Raw genomic sequence first — 24,688 nt, 5'->3', positions numbered from 1 at the left:
CATCCTATCTACGAGCTTCTTGCAGAACACCATTTTTAAAGTAGAATGACATGTACACCATATTATTCTATCGAGTTAGTTATTCATGTTGCATTACAAAACCCAAGGGGGCGTTGAAGTCGAGTGTTCTCAAATTACCCTAGATTATCAACAGGGTATAGAGAATCTTCTTGAACATTTAGATTCACAAAGAGGGGCCTTATTTGCTTCAAGTTTTGAATATCCAGGACGCTATACATGCTGGGATATAGGTTTTTATAATCCGCCCTTAGCTTTTATTTGCAAGCAGAATCTAATTCAAATTGATGCTTTAAATCAACGTGGTAAAATCCTTTTAAAGTTTATTAGTCCATTATTGGAACATGAACAGTTTTTAGAGCTCGTATCGCACAGTGATGCAGTACTCCAAGTTAAAATCCAATCTTCAAGTGAAGTCTTTAGTGAAGAAGAGCGTAGCCATCAACCCTCTGTATTTACAGTAATTCGTCTGATACTGGCCTTTTTTAAACTAGAAGATGAGTCTTATTTGGGGTTGTATGGCGCTTTTGGTTTTGATTTGATTTTTCAATTTGAGGATTTACCAAAACATAAACAAAGAGAACTATCCCAACGTGATATGGTTCTTTATTTACCTGATGAAATTTATGTAGTGAACCATCGCAAAGAAGAAGCACTTCTTCTTCGTTATGATTTCCAATTTCAAGGTCAATCAACGAAATCATTTAAGAGGGATGGTGCATCTGCAGCATACCAATCACCAAATAAACCTGAAAAAGTATGCGATCATTTACCCGGAGAGTACGCCCAGGTTGTAAATAAAGCTAAAGAGCGTTTTGCGTGTGGTGATTTGTTTGAAGTAGTTCCAAGTCAGACTTTTTACACTCATTATGAGGAGCAACCCTCAGCTTTATTCAAGCAAATGCGTCAATTAAATCCATCTCCTTATGGTTTTTTTATTAACTTAGGTGATGGAGAGTATTTGGTTGGTGCATCTCCAGAAATGTATGTGCGGGTCCAAGGAAAAAGAGTAGAAACTTGCCCAATTTCTGGAACTATTAAACGTGGTGCAGATGCAATTGAGGATGCGGAGAACATACAGATCTTGTTGGATTCAAAAAAAGAAGAATCTGAATTAACTATGTGTACTGATGTAGATAGAAATGATAAGTCGCGTATTTGTGAAGCGGGATCTGTAAAAGTAATAGGTCGCAGACAAATTGAAATGTATTCTCGAGTGATTCATACCGTAGACCACGTTGAAGGCACTTTGAGAGAAAATTTTGATGCGGTTGATGCTTTTTTAACTCATATGTGGGTCGTTACTGTGACTGGTGCGCCTAAAATTTGGGCTCTTAATTTTATTGAGGAACATGAAAAATCTCCTCGTAAATGGTATGCAGGTGCTGTAGGTTGGTTTGGTTTTAATGGAAATTTAAATACAGGCTTGATTTTAAGAACTGTGCGTATAGAGAAAGGTGTGGCCGAAATTCGAGTAGGAGCCACCTTGCTTTATGATTCAGTTCCCGAATCTGAAGAGCAAGAGACCCGCTTAAAAGCATCTGCTTTTTTAGATATGCTGCAAAAACGTGGAATCAATCCTCCGCGCACTACAGAACATTTCCCATTAACGGGAAAAGGCAAGCAGGTATTACTAATTGATCACCAGGATTCTTTTGTGCATACTCTGGCGAACTACCTCCGTCAAACCGGGGCGGAAGTAAGTACCGTTCGTTTTGATAAAGCCTTACAGTATTTACAAAATCAAAAATATGATCTTGTCGTTTTATCTCCAGGGCCTGGAAAACCAAGTGATTTCAATTTATCCCAAACAATCGAAACTGTTGTTTCACTGGGTATACCTCTATTTGGGGTATGTTTGGGCTTGCAAGGAATTGTTGAGCATTTTGGTGGGATTTTGGATATTTTAACGTATCCCATGCACGGTAAACCATCAATCATCAACGTGATAGATAAACCAGAATTATTTTCTGGCCTGGAAGCCAGTTTTAAAGCGGGAAGGTATCACTCCCTTTATGCACGATTGAATGCAGTGCCGAAAGAATTAAAAGTTACTGCTATGAGTGATGATGGTGTTGTGATGGCCATTTCGCATCAGCAATTGCCCATTCACGCAGTTCAATTTCATCCTGAAACTATATTGTCTTTAGTTAATCAAGCAGGGCTAAAAATTATTAACAATTTGATGGGGATGGTTTAAGACAATGCGCAATAAGATATTGATGCTTTATGCTGTATCTTTTGTTTTGGGTATTGTGGTTGGTCTTGTCGGGTCAACATTTCGATTATCAATCGACATACTTGGTAACTTATTGAATAATTTTTTTCAGTTTCTTAGTCTTCATGGATGGCCAGCTGGTTTGATTTCGGGGTTGGTATCTATGGTTATGGTTTATGCTGCCTATTTTGCTGTAAAGCATTATGCTCCTCAAGCATCGGGAAGTGGTGTTCCTGAGATTGAGGGCACTTTGCTTCATTTAAAAACCATATTTTGGCGTCGATTATTACCTGTAAAATTCTTTTTTGGAATTTTAGCACTTTCTGCCCAGATGATTTTGGGGCGAGAGGGGCCCACAATTCATATAGGTGGTGGTTTGGGGGAAATGCTCGGAGGCTTATTTAACCTGACCCGACGTAGAAAGGACAGTTTGATTGCTTCAGGAGCTGCTGCGGGCTTAGCTGTTGCATTTAATGCTCCTTTAGCAGGAGTCATTTTTGTCATGGAAGAAATGCGCAATCAATTCAATTATTCTTTTACCAGTTTCAGTATGGTAGTTATTTGTTGCCTTACCGCTACAGTTATTCTTGATTTAATCATTGGTTCTCAACCAACGATTCCAATGGATGTATTTGAGTTTCCTCATCTTGATTCGTTATGGTTGTTTGCTCTATTTGGCATTGTGGTGGGTTTTGTAGGACTATTATTTAATCTCTCTTTGATGAAAACCCTAACTCTGCTGGATAAACTGACTTCAAAACAAAAATCATGTTACGTCCTTATCGTAGGGTTTTTGATTGGTGTCTTAGCAGTTTATCATCCAGCCGCCGTTGGTGGTGGAATGCATATCATTCACCAGGCGTTAACCTTGTCACCTGGATTTGGCCTTTTATGCTTTCTTTTAGTAGTACGATTTATAGGAACGATGGCATGCTATGGAACATCGGTTCCAGGAGGAATTTTTGCTCCTATCCTTGCCATAGGAACTCTTCTTGGTTTGGCCATATTCCATATTTTAGAATTTTTACATATTGATTTATTAACCCAACCAGGGATGTTTGCAGTTGCCGGAATGGCTGCACTTTTTGCTTCATCAACCCGCGCTCCAATAACCGGAGCAGTATTGGTAGTGGAAATGACTCATAATTATTATCTAATTTTTCCAGTGATGATGGCATGTATTACCGCAACTATTGTGTTACAGCTTACTCCGAATGGACCGATTTATGAGCAATTATTAAATCGCGCTCTTCGTTTGGATGCTAAGAAGTTAAATAAATAATGAAGTTATTGACGAAATTGTAGGCTGGATGAAACGAAGTAGAATTAAGGGCGATCTTGTGTATTCGAAAACCCGGGTTCTGCGTCGCTTCACCCGGCTCCACTGTTACAATATATAAGCTTAAAAAATCAATCTATATGCACGACAATTTTTCCGAAATGAGTACCTGATTCCATATGTTGGTGCGCTGCTTCAATTTGCTCCAGCTTAAACTCTGAGTCAATGATGGGAGTTAATTTTTTTGCCCTAAGATCTGCATCCCATGCGTTATGCGCTTCGTTCCACAGTTTGTTTTTTTCTTCAAGAGATTGGGAGCGGAGCACAAAGCCAATAATTTGCAATCTTTTACGCATAATCAGAGCGAGATTGCATTCCACTCTGCTTCCTTTGATGCACGCGATCTGGATGAGTTTGCTTTTAGGTTTTAGTAAGTGCAGATGTTTATCAAAATAATCACCACCTACAAAATCAATGATTAAATCTACACTATGATCCTCAATTAAGTCTTCAAAATCTTGCTTACGGTAATTGATGACTTGATCGGCGCCGAGTTTGTGCGCCTTTTCCAATTTGTCATCAGTTCCTACCGTAGTAATAACATGTGCATGACTTAATTTTGCCATTTGAATTGCCAATGAAGAGATACCACTTCCTGCTCCATGAATCAGTAAGGTTTGTCCTGATTTAAGCTTTCCTAGATCAAACAAAGTGGCATACACGGTGGTTAATGATTCAGGAAGTGCCGCAGCAAGCGCGTAACTCCAAGAATCAGGAACATGATGAGCTAGAGAGGCTTCAACAGGACAAAACTCAGCATAGGCACCACTACCAACTAATCCATAAACCTTATCGCCAGGTTTAAATTGAGTTATATTTGGCCCGACTTCAACTACTTCTCCAGCAACCTCTAAGCCAAGAACCTCAGACTCACCAGTGGGTGGTGGGTATTTACCATAACGTTGCATAATATCAGCTCGATTGAGGGCTGTTGCTTTAACGTGAACTAAAATTTGCGACTTACTGCATTCAGGTTTAGGACCGTTTTCAATGATCAATCGATTGTGTGGTCCAGGATTTTCTATGTGTACGTAGCGCAAAATATTTTCCTTGATTAACGATTAATTGGAGCCCTGGTTTGTCCAGCGGAACCAAGGAGTTTTAGTAACCGAGCATTCCTTGATTGCACTGTGCTGTACTCAGGCTATTTTTACTACTTTACTTAAACATCCATACCTATATAATGCTTATACAGACCCTCTTATATATTGGGCAATGGCTAAATTCAATCACCAACGTCTTTCTGCTTGGCTTTTTATAGTTCCACAACTTGTTGTTACCCTGATGTTTTTTATTTGGCCTGCATGTAATGCATTGTTGCAGTCCTTTTTTTATACGGATGCTTTTGGCCTCCATAAAAAATTTGCAGGATTTTCCAATTTCGTGGATCTTTTTCTCGATCCGAGCTACGGCAAAGCAATAGGGGTAACCTTTATTATTGCGATTAGCGTGACTTTTTTCACGATGAGTTTAGGGCTCTTTATGGCCATATTAGTGAATAATAGAGGTAGGACGCAAGGGGTTTATAAATCTTTATTAATTTGGCCTTATGCCATAGCTCCTGCAGTAGCAGCAATTTTGTGGCGTTTTTTATGTCATCCTACCTTAGGATGGTTGACCCATATTTTACAGTCCTTAGGGATTGATTTTGATTATGTGAATAACGTCAACCAAGCATTTGCTGTGGTAATTCTTACAGCAAGTTGGCAGCAATTCAGTTATAATTTTTTATTTTATCTCGCTGCACTTAAAGCAGTTCCTTCTTCTTTAATTGATGCAGCAATTATCGATGGTGCTTCTGGATGGCAACGCTTTTGGCAAATTATTGTTCCACTTTTATCACCAACTACTTTTTTCCTGTTCATTATGAATTTGATGTATGGTTTTTTTGATACGTTTGGCATTATTCAAGTGATGACGCATGGCGGCCCTGGTAATAGTACGACAAATTTAATTTATAAAGTCTATCAGGATGGGTTTGAAGGAATGGATTTGGGAAGTTCCTCAGCCCAATCGGTATTGCTAATGTTTATTGTCATCATTGTTTCTTTAGTGCAATTTAAATACCTCGAAAAAAAGGTTCATTACGCATGAAATCATATGTCGCTCGTATTTTATCACATGGATTTTTATGTTTTTTTGTTTTTTTGATGTTGTTGCCTGTTTATTTGGCATTTGTTGCTGCCAGTAATGAAGGCAGCGTCATGATGCAGTCTCATATTCCTATAGTTCCAGGTTCTTTATTATTCCAAAATTTAAAGGCCGTGATGACACAAGGATTGTCAGTTACAGGTGGGGAACCTATTACCTCCATGTTATTGAACAGTTTTTTTATGGCTATGGCCATTGCTGTGGGGAAGATTATTTTTGCCCTAGGTTCGGCATTTGCTTTAGTTTATTTCGATTTTCCTTTTAAAAAATTATGTTTTGCCTTAATTTTTACTACCATGATGTTGCCCATAGAAGTCAGAATCGTACCTACATTTCAGGTGGTTGCTTCTTTTGGATTATTAAATTCCTTTACCGGATTAACGTTACCTCTATTTGTGTCTGCAACAGGAACTTTCTTGTTTCGGCAATTTTTCAAAACCATACCTCCTGAGCTTGTTGATGCAGCAAAACTAGATGGAGCAGGGGCCGTCCGTTTCTTTTTTGATATTGTTTTACCTTTATCTAAAACTCAAATTGCATCATTATTCGTTATTTTGTTCGTGTACGGTTGGAATCAGTATCTTTGGCCATTAGTGATTACTACTGAAACAAAAATGGCAACAGTAGTTATGGGCATTCGTTATTTAGCAGGAGTGGCAGATCAAGTTCCACAATGGCATTACATTATGGCTGTTGCATTGATTGCTTTGATTCCACCTTGTATGGTGGTGATGTTAATGCAGCGCTGGTTTGAAAAAGGGTTAAAATAAGCATGGCAACAGTCAGTCTAATTGAAGTTTCGAAGAGTGTTGGATCAACATCGATTCTGAATAACATAAACGTTAGCATTAAAAAAGGCGAGTTTATGGTAATTGTTGGCCCTTCTGGATGTGGAAAAACTACTTTATTACGTTTAATTGCAGGTCTGGATGATATAACTTCTGGATCCATTGAAATTAATAATCAATGTGTTAATGAGATACCTGCAGCAAAAAGAGATATGGCTATGGTTTTTCAAAACTATGCGCTTTATCCTCATATGACCGTATTCGATAATATGGCGTATGGATTAAAAATGAGGCGTTTTAAAAAAGAAGAGATTAAACGCCGAGTACATGAAGCAGCACAATTATTGCATTTAACCCCTTATTTAGAGCGAAACCCCCAATCACTTTCTGGAGGACAAAAGCAAAGAGTTTCCATGGGAAGGGCTATGGTGCGCTCACCAGCAGTTTTCTTATTTGATGAGCCCTTATCGAACCTTGACGCAAAATTGCGAACAGAAATGCGTCATGAAATTCGCCGCTTACACCAACAACTAAATACTACCAGTCTCTATGTAACACATGATCAAACGGAAGCAATGACCATGGCGGAACGTGTTATGGTACTTAATCAAGGTATTGTTGAGCAGATAGGAACTCCCCAGGAACTGTATCAAAAACCAGCTACTTTATTTGTGGCAGGATTTACAGGACAATATCCTATGAACTTAATATCTGGTAGTTATGATAAATCGAGCCACACTGTACATACAGATTACGGGGTTCATTATCCAGTTCCTGAGCTAGTGCAAAATCTTGAAGATAGAGATGAATTAGTTCTGGCGATTCGAGCTGAGCATGTTTTGCTTTGTTCTGAAAATAATCCGCAAGCCATCCCAATCGATGTTGAGTTTGTAGATGATATGGGGGCAGATAAGCTCGTACATGCAAAATGCATCAAAAACGATCGAGCCCTTAATTTGCGTGTTGCTGCGGATCAACCCATCCCAAGTGGACAACTGTGGGTGGAGCTACCTAAAATTAAGTTACATCTTTTTCATAGTAAATCTGGAAAACGTATTGGAGAATGGCGTGAGTAAAGAAAAAAACGAATTAAAACCAATTGATACTCCGGTTTATCGCTATTGGTCTGCATTATATATGTCTTTCTATTCACGCCTTCTTTATGTAGATGTTGGAAAACGGTGGAGGGGACTAGGTATTTTTTATTTTTTGTTGGCTATTGCCGTATTTTCTATCCCATTTGCTGTGAGAATGAGTTTCAGTTTAGATCAATCTTTTAGAGAACAAATTACCGATCCTCTATCAAAAATCCCTGTTTTTTATATACAAAATGGCGAAGTATTTCTTAATAAGCCGATGCCATATTTTGTCAAGAATGACAAAGGTGAAGTAGTTGTGATTATTGATACTACTGACAAAATCAATGATTTTACTACGAATTACCCTTATCTTACGATTTTGATTAATAAAAATAAAATTTCTTTGAAAGTGCCAAGCCTTACTTTGTTTAATATGCCTGAATCAAAGCCAAGCAGAGGGGCTCCTATAGTGCAATCCTTTGATAAAGGAACAAATGTGGTGTTTGATGGTAAAAAGTATGCGGAAAATAGTTCAATACAAAAACTGAAATTTTTCTCAGAACTATTGATTTATCCTATGGTTGTAGCTATGTTTTTTTCTATGTTTTTAGTTATTTTCCTTGTATTAGGATTTTTAGGGCAAGTTTTTTCGAACGTATTCTTTTCATTTAATGTAAGATTTGCCCAATCATGTAGACTTTTGGCTGTTGCTTCAACTCCTATGTTATTAGTCTTGTTCATTTTGTTAATTTTTAATTTTCTTTTTCCAGGTTCAGGCTTCATTTTATCTGCATTACTTGTCATATATTACAGTTTTTCCCTGTATTCTTTACGCGCAGAAAGCAGAAGAGTTGCTCGATTATAAGGTGATAATAGATTGTTAAACCAACTTTGAATTGAGGTCAAATTTGTTTCGAAAATTTTAATTAGAATTTTTATATGGGGTATAGACAATTGGTGACATCATGAAAGAGTTGATTCATTTTGCACATGGAAATGGCTTTCCCGCTTTATGTTATAAGCAAATGCTAAATCATCTCGAGAACGAATTTGATTACTGTTACATTGACAGGATAGGCCATGACCCTTTATTCCCAGTTAGTGAAAATTGGCACAATTTAATATCAGAAGTACTAAGCAGCATTAAAAAGCAAGCCAATCGTCCTGTTATTGCTGTTGGACACTCTTTGGGTGGTGTTCTAAGTTTATTGGCGGCGATCGAGCAACCTGAATTATTCAAAGCGGTAATTATGCTGGATTCCCCTTTAATTGGTACTTTTAAATCAAGTATGGTTCGATTGGCAAAAGCCCTGGGTATTATTGATCGAATTACTCCTGCATTTAGAACCCGAGGACGTAGGATGTATTGGAAAGATCATGATCAATTAATGGATTATTTAAAGACGAGAGATTTATTTAAGACTTTTACAGATGCGTGTTTAAATGATTACATTACCTACGGTTTAGAGTATAAAGATGATGGTTATTATTTGCGCTTTGATAGACATATTGAATATCAAATTTATCGCACTATCCCACATGTCATTCCACATTTTGAAGGTAAGTTATTAATTCCAGCAGCATTAATTTATGGTGACAAAAGTACTGTGGTTGGTAAAATGGATGTGCGCTATATGAAAAAATATTTTAATGTGACAAGCATTAAAACCAAAGGGACCCATTTATTTCCCATGGAGCACCCGGATGTCGTGGCAAAACAGATTATAAAAATTGTGTCTGGTTTAAACTGAAATAGTACTTGGGGTCAGAAGACCCAAAATAATTAAGGAGAATAATGTGCTACATGCTATTTTAACGCTCATGGTTATTGGAGCTGCAGGGATATTGCTTACCAGGCAGGCCGCAATTTCAGTGTGGGCTATTAGCTTTGCTCTATTTACTGCTCTTGTCTTTGCTTATGGTTCTCCGGGGTTGGTGACTCAAATAATACTTGTTTTGATTGAGCTGATTTTAATTGCGGGTGCAATAAAGCCTTTAAGACGAATATTATTATCCAAATATTTTTTTAAAACGGTAAGTAAAGCTATGCCTGCTATGTCAGCAACTGAGCGAGAGGCTTTGGAAGCTGGTACTGTAAGTTGGGAAGGTGATCTATTTAGTGGCGCCCCCGATTTTTCCATACTGAGAAATGCCCCCACTGTTCGATTGACTGATGAAGAACAAGCTTTTCTTGATGGCCCTGTAAATACTCTATGTTCTATGATCGATGACTGGGATGTAACTCACAATCTTACTGATTTGCCTCCAGAAATCTGGCAATTTATTAAAGAAAATCGATTCTTAGGCATGATCATTCCGAAGCGTTATGGCGGTCTTGAGTTTTCTGCTACTGCACAAATGTCGATTTTAGTTAAAATCTATGGTCGTTCAATAACCGCTGCTACAACGATTTCTGTACCTAATTCACTAGGCCCAGGTGAGTTATTGCTTAAATATGGAACGGAAGAACAAAAAAATTATTATTTGCCACGATTGGCTGATGGACGAGAAATTCCATGTTTTGCTTTGACTGGACCTAATGCTGGCTCTGATGCAGCATCAATCCCAGATAAAGGGATAGTATGCCATCAAGAAGTGAATGGTGAAAAAGTATTGGGTATCCGATTAAATTGGGATAAGCGTTATATTACTTTATGCCCTGCAGCGACAGTAATTGGATTAGCATTTAGACTATTTGACCCAGATAATTTATTAGGTAAAAGTGAAGATATAGGTATTAGTTGTGCATTGATACCTGCAAATACCCCAGGTATTAAAAAGGGTCGCCGCCATTTTCCATTAAATACCGGATTTTTGAATGGTCCAACTCAAGGCAAAGATGTATTTATTCCAATGGACTACCTTATCGGTGGAGTGGCCATGGCTGGATGTGGTTGGCGCATGTTAATGGAGTGTTTGAGTGCTGGTAGAGCAATATCCTTACCTTCGAGCGCGAACGGTGGTGCACAAGCAGCTGCTCTAGCCTCCGGAGCTTATGCGCGCATTCGCAAACAATTTAATCAACCAATCGGTAAGTTTGAAGGGATTGAGGAGCCTTTGGCCAGAATTGCTGCGAATACTTATATTATTGATGCTGCTTTAACAATGGCGGCTGCTGCCATTGATAATGGAGCTAAACCTTCTGTAGTGGGTGCTATATTAAAATACCACACCACCGAGCGTGCAAGACAAGTCTCCTGTGACTCTATGGATATCCATGGCGGAAAGGGTATTTGCCTTGGTCCTAATAATTATTTAGGAAGAGGTTATCAAGGATCACCTATTGCAATTACCGTTGAAGGGGCGAATATATTAACTCGTAGTTTAATTATTTTTGGTCAGGGAGCAATTCGCTGCCATCCTTATGTATTTAAAGAACTTGAAAGTATTAGACATAATGACTTGGTTGAATTTGATAATGCATTTTTTGCTCATGCCGGATTTATTCTTGCTAACTTTACCAAATCAGTCATCTTTGCATGGACTGATGCATACCTATCCAAAGCACCGGTGAGTAGTGTGAAGCGATATTACCAACTCGTGCATAAATACAGTGCTAACTTGGCATTTCTTGCTGATTTTTCAATGACTGTTCTAGGCGGGGACTTAAAGCGTAAAGAAAAATTATCTTCACGTCTTGGGGATATGCTGAGTTCATTATATTTGGTTTCAGGCGTCTTGAAACGTTTTCATGAAGACGGTGAACCAAAAGCAGATTTACCTTTAGTTGAGTGGAGTTGTCAGCAATTATTGTACGAATGCGAGACAGCAATGCATGGCGTCATTGTGAATTTTCCAGCGCGTTGGGCACGAATTGTTTTACGCTTGATAATCAAACCTCTGGGTAATCTAAGAAACAAACCAAATGACCAATTAGGTCATAAATTAGCTAGAATGCTAATCGAACCAGGAGAGACTCGTACTCGTGTAACTCGTTTGGTTTATAGTAAGGCTGGAGACAATTGTCCTTTAGGGCGTATGGAGGAAGCCTTCCATAAAATTTGTGCTGCTGAGGAGTTAGAAAGAAAGGTAATGCGAGCAGTCAAAGATAATGTTTTAAAATCACTTACCTTGCTTGATCAGATCAATGAAGCTTTATCTTGTGGGTTATTAAATGAGATAGAGGCTAAGCAATTAAAAGAAGCCGAGTTGGCACGACAAGATGTAATTAAGGTGGATGATTTCAATGATGAGGACCTGCGCCGGCCTCATACAATAAAATCCAATAAAGCAAAAAAAGCTGTAGTTAATAAAGACGATATAGAATCAGAGATGATTTAATTCCTGATTGCAGCGGAGAGCGTATTTCGCTGGAATTCATAACTAGTACAGACCGGGGTCAGCAGTGGCCCCTTTTTTTTATTACGATATCCTGCCATAGACTTTCTGTTCTTTTTCATTTTAATTAGCGAATAGACTATACTTAGACAAAGTTATTCATTCATAGTAAATACGATTGTCTGCAAGCAGAACTCCTTAATGTTAGGGATAATGTAAATTATGGAGGTTAGCATGAAACCAAGGTCAGTGAAGGACAATATCACGGTGGCCAGACTAGTGGGTTTATTCATGCTACTAATATCCACGCTGACGTTTGCAGATCCTCCTAATCAAGTCGCCCGATTAAGCTACATTAACGGAAGTGTGAGTTTTGTACCCGCTGGGGAAACTGAATGGGTTGATGCAGCCCTTAATAGACCTCTCATCACCAATGATCAGATATGGTCAGATACCGGAGCGCTTGTTGAAATGCAATTGTCGGGAGCTGCTGTACGTATGGGAAGTCAAACGAATTTAAAAATTTTGAATCTAGATGACGAAACGGCCCAATTTCAGATTACACAAGGAACCCTTGTTTTAAGCATCAGACGCATCAATGCGAATCAAACTTATGAAGTTGATACACCAAATTTAGCCTTTGTCATTACAGAACCTGGTTATTACCTTTTCGATGTCACCACCGAAGATAATACAACGACAGTAAGTGTGAGAATGGGACAAGGGGTAGCATATGGAGAAAATGCTTCAAATACAGTTGGGGTTGGTTCTTCATGCACTGCCACTGGTACTGATTTGGAAAACTTTCAGTGTACTACTCTTGAGGAAGCCGATGATTTTGAACGCTGGAGTTTAGAACGCGATAAAATGACCGGTACAGTCTCAACACAATATATTTCTCCAGATACTATAGGATATGAAGATCTCGGTAATTATGGATCCTGGACTGAAGATAAACAATACGGTCCAGTTTGGTATCCAAATAATGTAGAAGAAAATTGGGCTCCTTACCAAGAGGGGCAGTGGATATGGCTAAGTTCTTGGGGATGGACTTGGGTGGACAATCAACCTTGGGGATTTGCACCATTTCATTACGGACGTTGGGCTTTTATTGAAAATCGATGGTGTTGGGTACCAGGACCAATAGGAGCTCGTCCTATTTATGCCCCTGCATTGACCGTATTCATTGGCGGTAATAACCCACAATTTATGCTTGATGGTGGATATGGCATTGGTTGGTTTCCTCTAGCCCCAGGTGAACCTTATATTCCTCCTTATTATGTTAGCCAAAACTATTTTAATCAGATCAATCTGAGTAACACAGTGATTAATGTTGCTTACATCAATAATATTTATAGAAATAAAAATATTAAAATTAATTACAAAAATGCACAGATTGCTAATGCAGTTACCGTTGTACCAACTAAAGATTTTATTGACTCCAGGCTGGTCAATAATTTTCGTTCACGCGTCCCTCATCAATTACTTATTAATGCAAAAAAATTAAATGTTGCTCCTTTGAGCCCACAATCTAATAGTGTATACGGAGGCAAGGGCTTTAGTAAGGCAATACCTCCTGCCGGAGTAATATCAAGGCCAATTATAGTTAAAACACAACCTTCTTCAGCAACACCTCCTTTTTCAAAAGTACAACCTCTGCTTTTAAAAAATAAAGGTAAACCTCTAACTCCAGCCGAGATTCAGAATATAAAAGCTGGAAAAAATTTCCAAGCTGTTCAACCTGCTGCACCTGGTAAACCGGCTATTATTAAGCAATCACCTCCGGTATTGGTTCATCCAGTTCCTGGTACTTATCAAACTCCAGGCGGACAGCCAGGTACAAATATGCAACCCGGCACAATTATTCCTCATGGTAAAAAAGTGCATCCATATCCTAATGTACAGCCAGGCGTGAATGTGCAACCGGGGCCGAATGTTCAACCAGGACCCAAACTTCCTCATGGTAAAAAAGTGCATCCATATCCTAATGCACAGCCAGGCGTGAATGTGCAACCGGGGCCGAATGTTCAACCAGGACCCAAACTTCCTCATGGTAAAAAAGTGCATCCATATCCTAATGTACAGCCTAATCCAAATGTACAACCGGGACCGAATATTCAGCCAGGTCCAACTCTTCATCAGGGGCCAAAAGTATATCCAAATCCTAATGTTCAACCAGGACTCAAAATTCAACCGGGTCCAAAAATTTAGCCTGGTCCCAAAATTCAACCCAGTACAGGCGCTACACCGGCGCCAATTATCCACCAAAAACCTAAGAGGCCTCCTGCTTCAGGTATACAAAATCAGCCAATAGTTAAGCCATAGAAAAGGCTTATAAAGCATCAAAAGAAGATATGGTGTGTTGAGATTGATGGTGCTCATTTGGAAGTGAGATATGGATATATTTTCAAGAGGGAAAAGAACTCAGGGACATGGACAACATTTAGGATTTTCTCAAATAAACCCATCAAACAAGATTTAATTCCATTATAAAGAAATCATCTAAAATAACTCAAAACATGATCTAATATTTACTTTGTTAAAGAAATAAACTCTAGAAATTTTGCTTTGTAAAAGAAAAAAAGAATTATTTAAAATAGTTGATCATTGGCCGAATCGACTTCGGAGCAATATCCCTTATTTCAATATAAGGTTGTATGAAAGCCTAAGCGTTTTCCTTAGCATCATCTGGCATCGTGATGTTTAGTTCAAGCACTGAATTATCTCCCATACGCTCAAGGTTCACACTCACTTGATCACGCGTTACATGTACGTATTTAGCAATGACAGCGAGAATTTCTTCCTGAAGCTTAGGTAGATAATCAGGAGTATTACGTTGAGAGCGTTCGTGAGAAATTATTATTTGCAAACGTTCTTTAGCAACAGATGCCGTAGCACTTCTTCTACGTAAGTAATTGAAAATACTCATACCGTCACTTCCTCCTTGTTTTTGCTGAATAAGCGACGCAATAATCCTTTGCGATCATTACTTATGAAGCGCATTGGTCTTTCTTCACCAAGAAAACGAGCAATTGCATCTTGATAGGCAATACCGGCATCACTTGTTTCGTCAAGAACTACTGGTGTACCTGTATTTGAAGCTTTAAGTACTGATTTTGATTCTGGAATAACACCAATTAATGGAATAGCTAATATTTCTTTTACGTCCGTAACAGAAAGCATATCACCACGCTCGACTCGCTCTGGGTCGTAGCGTGTTAATAATAAATGTTCTTGAATTGGTGTTTTATTTTCAATTGCTCTTTTAGTCTTACTAGCAAGTATTCCAAGTATTCTATCTGAGTCACGTACAGAGGAAACTTCTGGATTCGTTACTACAATTGCATGATCAGCAAAATACATAGCCATTAATGCGCCAGTTTCTATTCCAGCAGGGGAATCACAAATAATAAAATCAAATTCTTTTGCAAGCTCATTAAGTATTCTTTCAACACCTTCAATGGTTAATGCATCTTTATCTCGAGTTTGTGATGCAGGAAGTATAGAAAGGTTTGCAATTCGCTTGTCTTTAATTAAGGCCTGATTAAGATTTGCTTCGCCATTTATAACGTTAATAAAATCATAGACAACGCGACGTTCACAACCCATGATAATATCGAGGTTTCTTAAACCAATATCAAAGTCAATAACGACCGTTTTATGCCCTAAGAGTGCAAGGCCCGAAGAAATAGCTGCAGAAGAAGTAGTTTTTCCTACTCCGCCTTTACCTGATGTAATCACGATTATTTTAGCCAACGCTGAACCCTTCCTATTATTTTTGATTCAACACAATATTTAACCACCAGTGTACACGTTTATTGATAAATAATTCAAGTAGTGCAGAGTGATCTTTGGAAAAACATTTTCCAAAAAATAAATGGAGGTTAGCGACAATTTTTAACAGTTTGTAACATATTATTGATATTTTGATTGTTTAAGAAACTGGAGGAAAGTGAGGCAAATGATAATATAAGAAGTTTGAGGTAAACACAAATATAATAAGTCTATAATTATAATGTAAAATGTTGGGTTATTGTAAATTATCTGTTTAATTTGTCCACAATTTATAGTAAACTATTCGGTTAATTTAACTCCTCTAGTGAGAATAAAATGACTCTTTCTATTGTGCAGCAATCATTAACCTTCGATGATGTTCTTCTTGTTCCTGCACACTCTTTAATTCTTCCTAAAGATGTGTCTTTAAGAACAAAATTGACTCGTGCTATTAACCTAAATATTCCACTTGTATCATCCGCCATGGATACTGTAACTGAAGCTCGTTTAGCCATTGCTTTGGCACAAGAGGGCGGCATAGGTATTATTCATAAAAATATGACCATTATGGCACAGGCTGATGAAGTCCGAAAAGTGAAAAAATTTGAAAGTGGTATGGTTCGAGATCCGATTACAGTGACTCCTAATATCACCGTTAAAGAATTACTTGATGTCATGGCCAAATATAATTTCTCTGGTGTTCCTGTTGTGGACGGTGAGAATTTGGTCGGCATCGTAACCAGTCGTGATATTCGTTTTGAAACCAATTTATCTTTGAGTGTAGAAGAAGTAATGACTCCTAAGACAAAATTGGTAACCGTCAAAGAAGGGGCAAGTCGTGAAGAGGTGCGTAGCTTATTGCATAAACACCGTATAGAAAAATTGCTTGTCGTTAATGAGGCTTTTCAACTACGTGGATTGATCACAGTTAAGGACATACAAAAAGCCAAAGAAAATCCTTTTGCATGTAAAGATGCTGCAGAACAGTTACGTGTAGGCGCAGCCGTTGGCGTGGGAGAGGGCACTGATGAGCGCATTGAGTCATTAATTGAGGCAGGTGTTGATGTACTTGTTGTTGATACAGCGCACGGACACTCACAAGGTGTACTTGAACGTGTAAAATGGATTAAGAAGCACCATCCAGAGATACAGGTGATTGGAGGAAATATAGCTACAGCTGCTGCGGCTCGTGATTTATATACTGCAGGTGCGGATGCAGTAAAAGTGGGTATAGGTCCTGGCTCTATTTGTACAACGCGAATAGTAACTGGTGTTGGTGTGCCGCAAATAACAGCTATCGCAAATGTGGCACAAGAACTTAAAGGAAAAATTCCAATAATTGCTGATGGTGGTATACGTTTTTCTGGTGATGTTGGTAAAGCTCTTGCTGCTGGTGCAGATACTGTAATGCTTGGAAGTATGTTTGCAGGAACAGAAGAGTCACCAGGTGAAATTGAGTTATATCAAGGTAGAACTTATAAGAGCTATCGAGGTATGGGTTCAATTGGGGCTATGGCTTCGTCACAAGGTTCGAGCGATCGTTATTTCCAAGACGCATCATTAGGTTCTGAAAAATTAGTTCCAGAAGGAATTGAAGGACGTGTTCCTTATAAAGGATCGGCGCAAACAATTATTCATCAATTGTTAGGTGGTTTGCGTTCTTGTATGGGATATACAGGATGTGAAAATATCGAGCAACTACATACCAAGGCAGAATTTGTCCAAGTGACTAATGCAGGAATGAGGGAGTCACATGTGCATGATGTCAGTATTACAAAACAGGCACCAAACTACCAGGTGGATAATTAATAATGAGTGATTTAAAACAACATCCTTTACTGATTCTTGATTTCGGTTCTCAATACACACAATTAATCGCCCGACGAGTGCGTGAATTAGGTGTTTATTGTGAAATTCATCCCTTCAATATCACACAAGAACAATTCACTGCGCTTAATCCTTGCGGTGTCATTTTATCCGGTGGCCCATCCACTGTAACCCACCATGAGAACCCACGAGCACCTCAGTGGTTATTTACTGCAGGTTTGCCTATTTTAGGAATCTGCTATGGGATGCAAACCATGGCAGTGCAATTAGGTGGTGAAGTGCAGTCTTCCTCCATTAGAGAGTTTGGCTACGCTGAGTTGAAGTTGCATGGTCACAGCAAATTGTTTTCCCAAATTGAAGACCGACTGAATGGTGATGGTAATGCATTATTAGATGTCTGGATGAGCCACGGGGATAAAGTGACTAAATTACCGCTTGGTTTTAAGGTGATTTGCGAGACCCGAAACGCTCCAATTGCTGGAATGGCTGATGAAAATCGCCAAATGTACGGAGTACAATTTCATCCAGAAGTAACCCATACGCTACAAGGAATGCGCATTTTATATCGTTTTGTTGTAGATATTTGCAAGGCTTCGACTAATTGGACTTCTACCCTCATTATTGATGAAACAATTAATGCAATCCGTGCTCAGGTTGGTTCTGATCGAGTTTTACTCGGCTTATCGGGCGGTGTAGATTCGTCTGTTGTGGCTGCTTTATTACATAAAGCAATTGGTAAACAATTGGTTTGTGTTTTTGTAGATACTGGTTTGTTGCGTTTTAATGAAGCAAACGAGGTTATGGAGATGTTTGGCAAACACATGGGTGTTGAAGTTATTTCTGTCCATGCTGAAGAGAAATTTTTTAATGCTCTAAAAGGGGTTACTTGTCCTGAAGAAAAAAGAAAAATTATTGGACGTACCTTTATTGAAGTATTTGATGAAGAAGCGCTAAAAATTCCGGGTGTTTCCTGGTTGGCACAAGGAACGATTTATCCGGATGTTATTGAATCGGCTGCAACAAGCACAAATGGTGCCTCGGTGGTAATTAAATCTCATCATAATGTGGGTGGTTTGCCAGAAACATTGAATTTGAAATTATTAGAACCTATTCGTGAATTATTTAAAGACGAGGTTCGTAAAGTAGGCCTTGAGTTAGGATTGCCTCATGATATGGTCTACCGCCATCCATTTCCTGGTCCAGGTCTAGGGGTTCGAATTTTAGCAGAAATTAAGAAAGAATATGCAGATATATTGCGTAAAGCGGATGCTATTTTTATTGAGGAACTCAGGAAGGCCGATCTTTATCATAAAGTCAGTCAAGCTTTTGCTGTATTTCTACCGGTCAAAAGTGTTGGCGTTATGGGGGATGGACGTAAATATGATTACGTGATTTGTCTTCGTGCTGTAGAGACCGTTGATTTTATGACAGCACATTGGTCACAATTGCCTTGGGATTTCCTTGGCCATGTATCCAATCGAATTATCAATGAGGTAGACGGTGTATCTCGTGTAACCTACGATATTTCAGGTAAACCACCTGCTACTATTGAATGGGAGTAATTTCCCTGGAGTAGTGGACCATTAAGTTAAAGAACTAAGTGTCTACATCCTGCGGTTTGTCCGCGGGCTGTAGAATAAGATTTATAACCATTAACTTAAACTAAATAATGAACGATCACTATTGGATGCAAAAAGCCTACGAACAGGCAATTCTCGCCCAAGCTGATGGGGAAATCCCGGTTGGTGCTGTATTAGTGAGCAAAGACAATCAGTTAATAAGTTCAGGACGAAATTCCATCCAAAAAAGTCACGATCCATCAGATCATGCAGAGGTGTGTGCAATTAGATATGCATCACAACAGTTAAAGAATCATCGATTATTAGATACAACGCTCTATGTGACTCTTGAGCCTTGTGCCATGTGTGCTGGATTGATTGTGCATGCACGGATTAAACGACTGGTTTTCGCAACCCGAGATTTTAAAGCAGGAGCTGCAGGGTCGGTTTATAACTTATTACAGGGCTACCCTTTAAATCATAAAGTTCAAATTGATGAGGGGATAATGCAAGCGGAATGTTCTCTATTACTTACTGATTTCTTTCAGATACTGCGATAAATTTTTTGAGAGCTGCTGTTCTTCTATTAGAGATTAAGGCTAGGGATTATCTTCAGGGCTTCATATATGGATAAAATATGAGTCATTCGATAATGATATTCACTAAAAATTTGAAAGGTACAAAATTATAGAATGAAATTTTCTTTATTTCAGTTTAGGCTGGTTTCTTTCCGGTAATTCCTGTTCCTTTTTCGCAACCGACTGCCCTCTAAAAAATCTTAAGGTATCGTGTTCGACAGGCGCCATTTTTTTATCAAAATTTATAATTGCTTGATAAAAGTCAGTTGTTTCTGGCTTTCGTAATTTTTTTGGATTATGTAAGGCTTTCTCAGCAACTGCTAAAATTTTTACGTATTTTTCAGCTGGACTTAAAATAGGGTCAGTAGCAATTTTGAAAATACGTTCAACACGGTGCGGAACAATCTTCTCCTCTCCATCAACAATAATGGGTTTGCCCCCTCCTAAACCAAAAAGGCCTGTCCTCCATATTCCATTTTTTATTTCACTAGTGATGAGATCAATTACAAAACTATTGAAGAATGCATGGTATTTCATCTTGGGATTATTTTTGGGTTTATAAGTACTAACTATATCTGGGTTTGATTCCCAAGGTGCCTCTACTTTTTTTAATTGGTCATCTTTGTTTAAAAAATAAAAATTGATTTGCCCTCGTTCATAATAGGGTTTGAATTGCTCCCAATAGCGATAAAGAAAGCGAAGTTCAGCAAAAGTAATCTTGTCGAATTTTTTTTCAAAACACATCTTATAATCTATTTTGTTCAAAACAAAATGTAGCTTATGCTCGTTATTAAGCACCCAAAAAATACCCATCTTTGACATTTTTTTAATGAAGGGCACTTTATCATTTCGCTCTGTTAAGGGTGAAAACTGTTCAATTTCATTTTTTAAAATACTGGCATACGATTTAAATTTTTGTGCAGGGTCATAAAAGGGATTGGTAGATTTTGCAAAACTGGGATCGAGTAGAGGTTCAAGAAAGGGATCAATAGTTGCATTGAATAATTCATCAACCCTGGTTGCGAAAACATCTTTCCCTTCTCCCCTCAAAAAATAAAATAAACTAATACGTGAGCCACTTATTCCATAAACGAGATCTCCTTCTTCAAACCCATCTAAAAGGGTATCTAGGTTTTCTTCTATAATCTTTGGAATAAATTCTTTTAAATAAAATGGATAATGAGGTTCAGTGGGGTTTGTTATTACTTCTAAAACATGGTGAGTTTCTTCTTCTATTTCATCAGGGACTTCTTCTTCATCACCAAGATAGTCTAAAGTATTATAGCTTTTTTTAAGCTCTTCAATTTCCTCAATATTGAAGTTCCTGTATTTTCTCAATATTGATGCTACCTGTTTTTTTTTCATACGATGTCGAAATTGGATTCTTTCCTTAAGGTTAGTTAAATTATGATCTGTAAGCAAGTTTAAAGGTCAGATTATATATTTCTTAATAAATTTGGCTCGTATAATAATCTGTGGGATGTAACATGGTTTAATTTGAACTGACTAATAATTCATGGATGAGTTTTTGTTTTAAAACTTCTTTCTCATCATTATTTAGTGACTGATTTTGTTGGTTTGTAATATAAAAAGTATCCTCTGCACGTTCCCCAGCAGTTACAATTTTTGCGTTATGCAAATGAATATTTAATGTTGAAAATACTCTGCCTATTGTTGCCAGTAATCCAGGTCTATCTGCGGTAACTAGAAATAAACGGGTTTGATTATATGATCGCTCATCATAGTAATGTATTTGAGTTTTGACTTTAAAATGGGCTAAAGCGCGAGAAAGTCTCTTGCGAACAACGACAGGTAATTGATTCGTTTTAGCTAGATGAGTGCATAAATCGTGTTGAATATCTTGAGAGCGCTGTTTATCAAAAAATGCTTGGTTTTGCTCATCCAAAATAATATAGGTATCTAGATCATATTGATTGTTACAGGTAAGAATCATTGCTTCTTGGATGGTAACGTTGTGATTACTCAAAACAGTAGTAGCAATAGCAAATCGATCATCTCGATGAGGCATATAAATAAAAACCTCGGTTCCACCCTGGCTATGATGAGGCATAATCATGACCAAGGGGAATTTTGTGCAAGCAAGAATTGCTTTGGTATGGCGTGCGATGACTTCAGGGGATTCATGCAAAAAGTATCTGTCTTTGAATTGTTTCCACAAATCGTCAACGGTCTTTTCGGCTACACCTTCGTTAAGTAATATTGATAAAGCATGTTGCTTGCGTGCTTTGATAAGCGCAGTCTCATCCATCAACTCTTGTTCTCGATGTAACATATGTTTTGCAGCACGATACAACTCTTTAAGTAGAGAATCTTTCCAGGAGTTCCACAAAGTAGGATTAGTCCCACATATGTCTGCAACTGTCAGTAAATAGAGATAATCCAAATAGTGGGGCTGGGGTAAGAGTTGACAAAAGTTCTTTATGGTATTGGGATCATAAATGTCTTGTCGTTGAGCTGTTTGTGACATAAGGAGATGATTGCGTACAAGCCAAACCAATAAATCACCGTCTTCTTTTTCAATATTATGATGTTTTGCAAAATATGATGCTTCAACCGCGCCTAATTCTGAATGATCACCGCCGCGTCCTTTGGCAATATCATGGAATAATGCGCTTAAGTAGAGCAGTTCAGGTTTGTCTAAATGAGACATAATTTGCACACAGAGTGGAAATTGCTCTGCATAGCTTTTTTCTTTGAAACGAGACAGATTGCGAATGACAAATAGTGTGTGTTGATCTACTGTATATACATGAAATAAATCATACTGCATTTGTCCAGTGACCAGCGCAAAACATTCCAGATAATGTGCCAGAACACCGTATCGGCTCATTCGATGCAATGCTTCATATGGTCCATCTTCGACTTTAAGAATACTCATAAATAATTCTGTTGTTTCTGAGGATGCTTTAAAACGTTTATTCATCAGATAAAGTGATTCTCTAATTAATCGAATAGTATTGGCTCTGACTCCTTCAATATCAGGTCGTTTTGCTATCCAAAGAAATAATTTGAGCAGGGCTTGTGGATGATGAATGAATACGCGTGTGTTTCTTGCTTCAATGTAATTATTGGACAGTTGAAATTCATTATCTAGAGGAAACAGCTTTTGCTTGGGAGAATGAGCGATGGTCTCATCAAACCATTGTAATAACATCTCATTAAGTTCTCTGTTACGTTTAATTACTTTAAAGTAGTCCTTCATGAATTGTTCTATGGCTAATGAATGAGGTTTATCTTTATAGCCAAAAAACTGAGCTAATTTGATTTGGTAATCAAAGGATAGTCGTTCTTCTGCTTTTTCAGCTAATACATGTAAAGCAAAACGTACCCTCCAAAGGAAATGCTGGCAATAGGTAAGCTTTTCATATTCTTTGTCCGTAATGAATCCATAATTGATGCCATCAGCTAGTTTTTTAATATTAAAATGTCGCTTACCAATACTGAGCAGGATCTGCAAATCACGTAGGCCACCAGGGCCATACTTAACATTAGGCTCCAAGTTATAAGCTGTTTCACCATATTTAGCATCACGTTTTTTTTGTTCTTGAAGTTTAGCTAAAAAGAAATCTTGGCTAATCCACATGTGTAGAGGATGTATTTGATAAATTAACTCCTCCATTAAAGGGCCACGTCCGCATAATAGAAACATATCCATGAGACTGGAAACAACGGTAACATCTTGACTCGCAAGTTCAGCACATGAGGAAACACTAGTGATTTGATGACTGAGATCTAAACCAACATCCCAGCAATCCTGGATAAAATTTTGTGCACGATTTAATTGGGCTTTAGAAACCTTATCAGAATGTAACAATAATATATCTACATCAGAATAGAGCAGTAGCTCTCTTCGTCCATAGCTGCCTAGTGCTAAAAGACAAAAAACGTCATGATCCAGCTGATTTTTAGTAAATAAATTGATGACCAGCTCATCGATGAAGGTTACTAGCTTACGAATGATTGTGGTGATATTGGTTTTATAATCGAATTCTTCGCGTAGTTTTTCTTTAAATTGTTTTAGGTTATTTTTAAGATGTTGTAATTCTGGAGTCATCCCTTGTTTCTCTGCATCCTGTGCATGGGAAAAGGGATGATCCTTTATGTATTTACTTTCGTTCTTCATCGCGCAAAGTCAAAATTTCTACACCATTATCGGTTACCAATAAGGTATGCTCCCATTGGGCTGAAAGACTATGATCTTTAGTAACTACGGTCCATTGATCCGGTAATAATCGGGTATGATACTTTCCGACATTGATCATCGGTTCTATAGTGAAGGTCATGCCTGGTTCCAGCTTCATTCCTGTTCCAGGTATCCCATAGTGCAACACTTGCGGATCTTCATGGAAAATACGTCCGATCCCATGACCACAATAATCGCGGACCACTGAGCAACGATTTTTTTCTGCATGTTGTTGGATGGCGTGACCAATATCACCTAAATGAACTCCTGGTTTTACCATTTCAATTCCAATAAACAAACACTCATGAGCTACTTGGACTACATGCTTTGCCTTGACTGATGGAGCGCCAATAATGAACATTTTACTGGTATCGCCATGATAGTCGTCTTTAATTACAGTAACGTCAATATTAATAATATCACCGTCTTTTAAAACTTTTTTCCCTGGGATCCCATGACATACTACATGGTTAACTGAAGTGCAGATTGATTTAGGGAAACCATTATAATTCAAAGGAGCTGGAATTGCTTGTTGTGTATTCACAATGTAATCATGACAAATGGTATTAAGTTCATCGGTAGTGATACCTTCTTGTACATGAGGACCAATCATCTCAAGAACGTCTGCAGCAAGTTTGCCGGCAACGCGCATTTTTTCGATTTCATCAGGGGTCTTAATAGTAACTGCCATAGAGTGTGAATCCAAAAGTGTTATTTGATTGTTCAATATATTTTGTTCCAATATATATAGTGTAGGCTAACAAAGAGCTGTAAGTATCGAGCGATTTGGAACGAACGTCATATTAGCATAACCGATTATATATGTCACCGAATCCAAATTTGAGTCAGATTTCTTGTTCAAATTCGTAGGTTTA

18 protein-coding genes are annotated in these 24,688 nt (G+C 38.1%); 12 read left to right on the top strand and 6 right to left on the bottom strand.

The window, feature by feature from the left end:
* Window positions 1-85 precede the first annotated feature (85 nt).
* On the top strand, window positions 86-2,218 hold the full coding sequence (locus ACWTEW_RS34510) for an anthranilate synthase component I (protein ID WP_454782500.1): 2,133 nt from the start codon (window positions 86-88) through the stop codon (window positions 2,216-2,218).
* Between the two features lie 4 nt (window positions 2,219-2,222).
* Entirely contained in the window at window positions 2,223-3,518 is a 1,296-nt protein-coding gene (clcA, locus tag ACWTEW_RS34505; RefSeq protein ID WP_454782499.1) for a H(+)/Cl(-) exchange transporter ClcA, read from the top strand.
* Between the two features lie 128 nt (window positions 3,519-3,646).
* Here clcA and ACWTEW_RS34500 read toward each other — a convergent pair whose 3' ends face one another.
* Entirely contained in the window at window positions 3,647-4,615 is a 969-nt protein-coding gene (locus ACWTEW_RS34500) for an NAD(P)H-quinone oxidoreductase (RefSeq protein WP_454782498.1), read from the bottom strand.
* A gap of 175 nt (window positions 4,616-4,790) precedes the next feature.
* Here ACWTEW_RS34500 and ACWTEW_RS34495 point away from each other — a divergent pair, with 175 nt between their 5' ends.
* The 7 genes from ACWTEW_RS34495 (at window position 4,791) to ACWTEW_RS34465 (ending at window position 14,082) form a co-directional block, all read left to right on the top strand.
* Window positions 4,791-5,669 (top strand): carbohydrate ABC transporter permease, encoded by an 879-nt coding sequence (locus ACWTEW_RS34495; protein ID WP_454782497.1) that lies wholly within the window; start codon window positions 4,791-4,793, stop codon window positions 5,667-5,669.
* Window positions 5,666-6,496, top strand: a complete 831-nt coding sequence (ugpE, locus tag ACWTEW_RS34490) for a sn-glycerol-3-phosphate ABC transporter permease UgpE (RefSeq protein ID WP_454782496.1) — start codon at window positions 5,666-5,668, stop codon at window positions 6,494-6,496. The genes ACWTEW_RS34495 and ugpE overlap by 4 nt, the downstream gene beginning before the upstream one ends.
* A 2-nt stretch (window positions 6,497-6,498) precedes the next feature.
* Window positions 6,499-7,590, top strand: a complete 1,092-nt coding sequence (locus ACWTEW_RS34485; protein WP_454782495.1) for an ABC transporter ATP-binding protein — start codon at window positions 6,499-6,501, stop codon at window positions 7,588-7,590.
* Entirely contained in the window at window positions 7,583-8,458 is an 876-nt protein-coding gene (locus ACWTEW_RS34480) for a DUF1189 family protein (RefSeq protein WP_454782494.1), read from the top strand. Before ACWTEW_RS34485 ends, ACWTEW_RS34480 begins: the two co-directional genes overlap by 8 nt.
* Window positions 8,459-8,558: 100 nt before the next feature.
* Window positions 8,559-9,344 (top strand): alpha/beta fold hydrolase, encoded by a 786-nt coding sequence (locus ACWTEW_RS34475; RefSeq protein WP_454782493.1) that lies wholly within the window; start codon window positions 8,559-8,561, stop codon window positions 9,342-9,344.
* A 70-nt stretch (window positions 9,345-9,414) separates the two neighbouring features.
* Entirely contained in the window at window positions 9,415-11,874 is a 2,460-nt protein-coding gene (locus ACWTEW_RS34470) for an acyl-CoA dehydrogenase (protein ID WP_454782588.1), read from the top strand.
* 231 nt (window positions 11,875-12,105) lie between these two features.
* Entirely contained in the window at window positions 12,106-14,082 is a 1,977-nt protein-coding gene (locus ACWTEW_RS34465; RefSeq protein ID WP_454782492.1) for a DUF6600 domain-containing protein, read from the top strand.
* A 454-nt stretch (window positions 14,083-14,536) separates the two neighbouring features.
* Here the strand turns inward: ACWTEW_RS34465 and minE are convergent, their stop codons facing one another.
* Window positions 14,537-14,800, bottom strand: coding sequence for a cell division topological specificity factor MinE (minE, locus tag ACWTEW_RS34460; protein WP_454782491.1), 264 nt, complete (start codon window positions 14,798-14,800; stop codon window positions 14,537-14,539).
* Window positions 14,797-15,627, bottom strand: a complete 831-nt coding sequence (gene minD, locus ACWTEW_RS34455; RefSeq protein WP_454782490.1) for a septum site-determining protein MinD — start codon at window positions 15,625-15,627, stop codon at window positions 14,797-14,799. The genes minE and minD overlap by 4 nt, the downstream gene beginning before the upstream one ends.
* 354 nt (window positions 15,628-15,981) lie before the next feature.
* On the opposite strand from minD, the gene guaB reads away from it, so the two are divergent.
* The 3 genes from guaB (at window position 15,982) to tadA (ending at window position 19,591) form a co-directional block, all read left to right on the top strand.
* Entirely contained in the window at window positions 15,982-17,454 is a 1,473-nt protein-coding gene (gene guaB / locus ACWTEW_RS34450; RefSeq protein ID WP_454782489.1) for an IMP dehydrogenase, read from the top strand.
* Window positions 17,455-17,456: 2 nt separating this feature from the next.
* The gene (guaA, locus tag ACWTEW_RS34445; RefSeq protein ID WP_454782488.1) at window positions 17,457-19,034 is read left to right on the top strand and encodes a glutamine-hydrolyzing GMP synthase; all 1,578 of its coding nucleotides are present in this window, start codon (window positions 17,457-17,459) and stop codon (window positions 19,032-19,034) included.
* A gap of 107 nt (window positions 19,035-19,141) precedes the next feature.
* Window positions 19,142-19,591: a tRNA adenosine(34) deaminase TadA gene (tadA, locus tag ACWTEW_RS34440; protein WP_454782487.1), complete on the top strand. Its 450-nt coding sequence runs from the start codon at window positions 19,142-19,144 to the stop codon at window positions 19,589-19,591.
* A gap of 144 nt (window positions 19,592-19,735) precedes the next feature.
* On the opposite strand, the gene ACWTEW_RS34435 is transcribed toward tadA, so the two are convergent.
* The 3 genes from ACWTEW_RS34435 to map all read right to left on the bottom strand — a co-directional run bounded on the left by ACWTEW_RS34435 (window position 19,736) and on the right by map (window position 24,504).
* Entirely contained in the window at window positions 19,736-20,974 is a 1,239-nt protein-coding gene (locus tag ACWTEW_RS34435) for a hypothetical protein (RefSeq protein WP_454782486.1), read from the bottom strand.
* 127 nt (window positions 20,975-21,101) lie between these two features.
* The gene (gene glnD / locus ACWTEW_RS34430; protein WP_454782587.1) at window positions 21,102-23,684 is read right to left on the bottom strand and encodes a [protein-PII] uridylyltransferase; all 2,583 of its coding nucleotides are present in this window, start codon (window positions 23,682-23,684) and stop codon (window positions 21,102-21,104) included.
* A gap of 52 nt (window positions 23,685-23,736) precedes the next feature.
* Window positions 23,737-24,504: a type I methionyl aminopeptidase gene (gene map / locus ACWTEW_RS34425; protein ID WP_454782485.1), complete on the bottom strand. Its 768-nt coding sequence runs from the start codon at window positions 24,502-24,504 to the stop codon at window positions 23,737-23,739.
* Window positions 24,505-24,688 lie beyond the last annotated feature (184 nt).

Source organism: Legionella stuttgartensis, from assembly GCF_977063405.2.
This window is presented reverse-complemented; position numbering and strand designations above follow the sequence as displayed.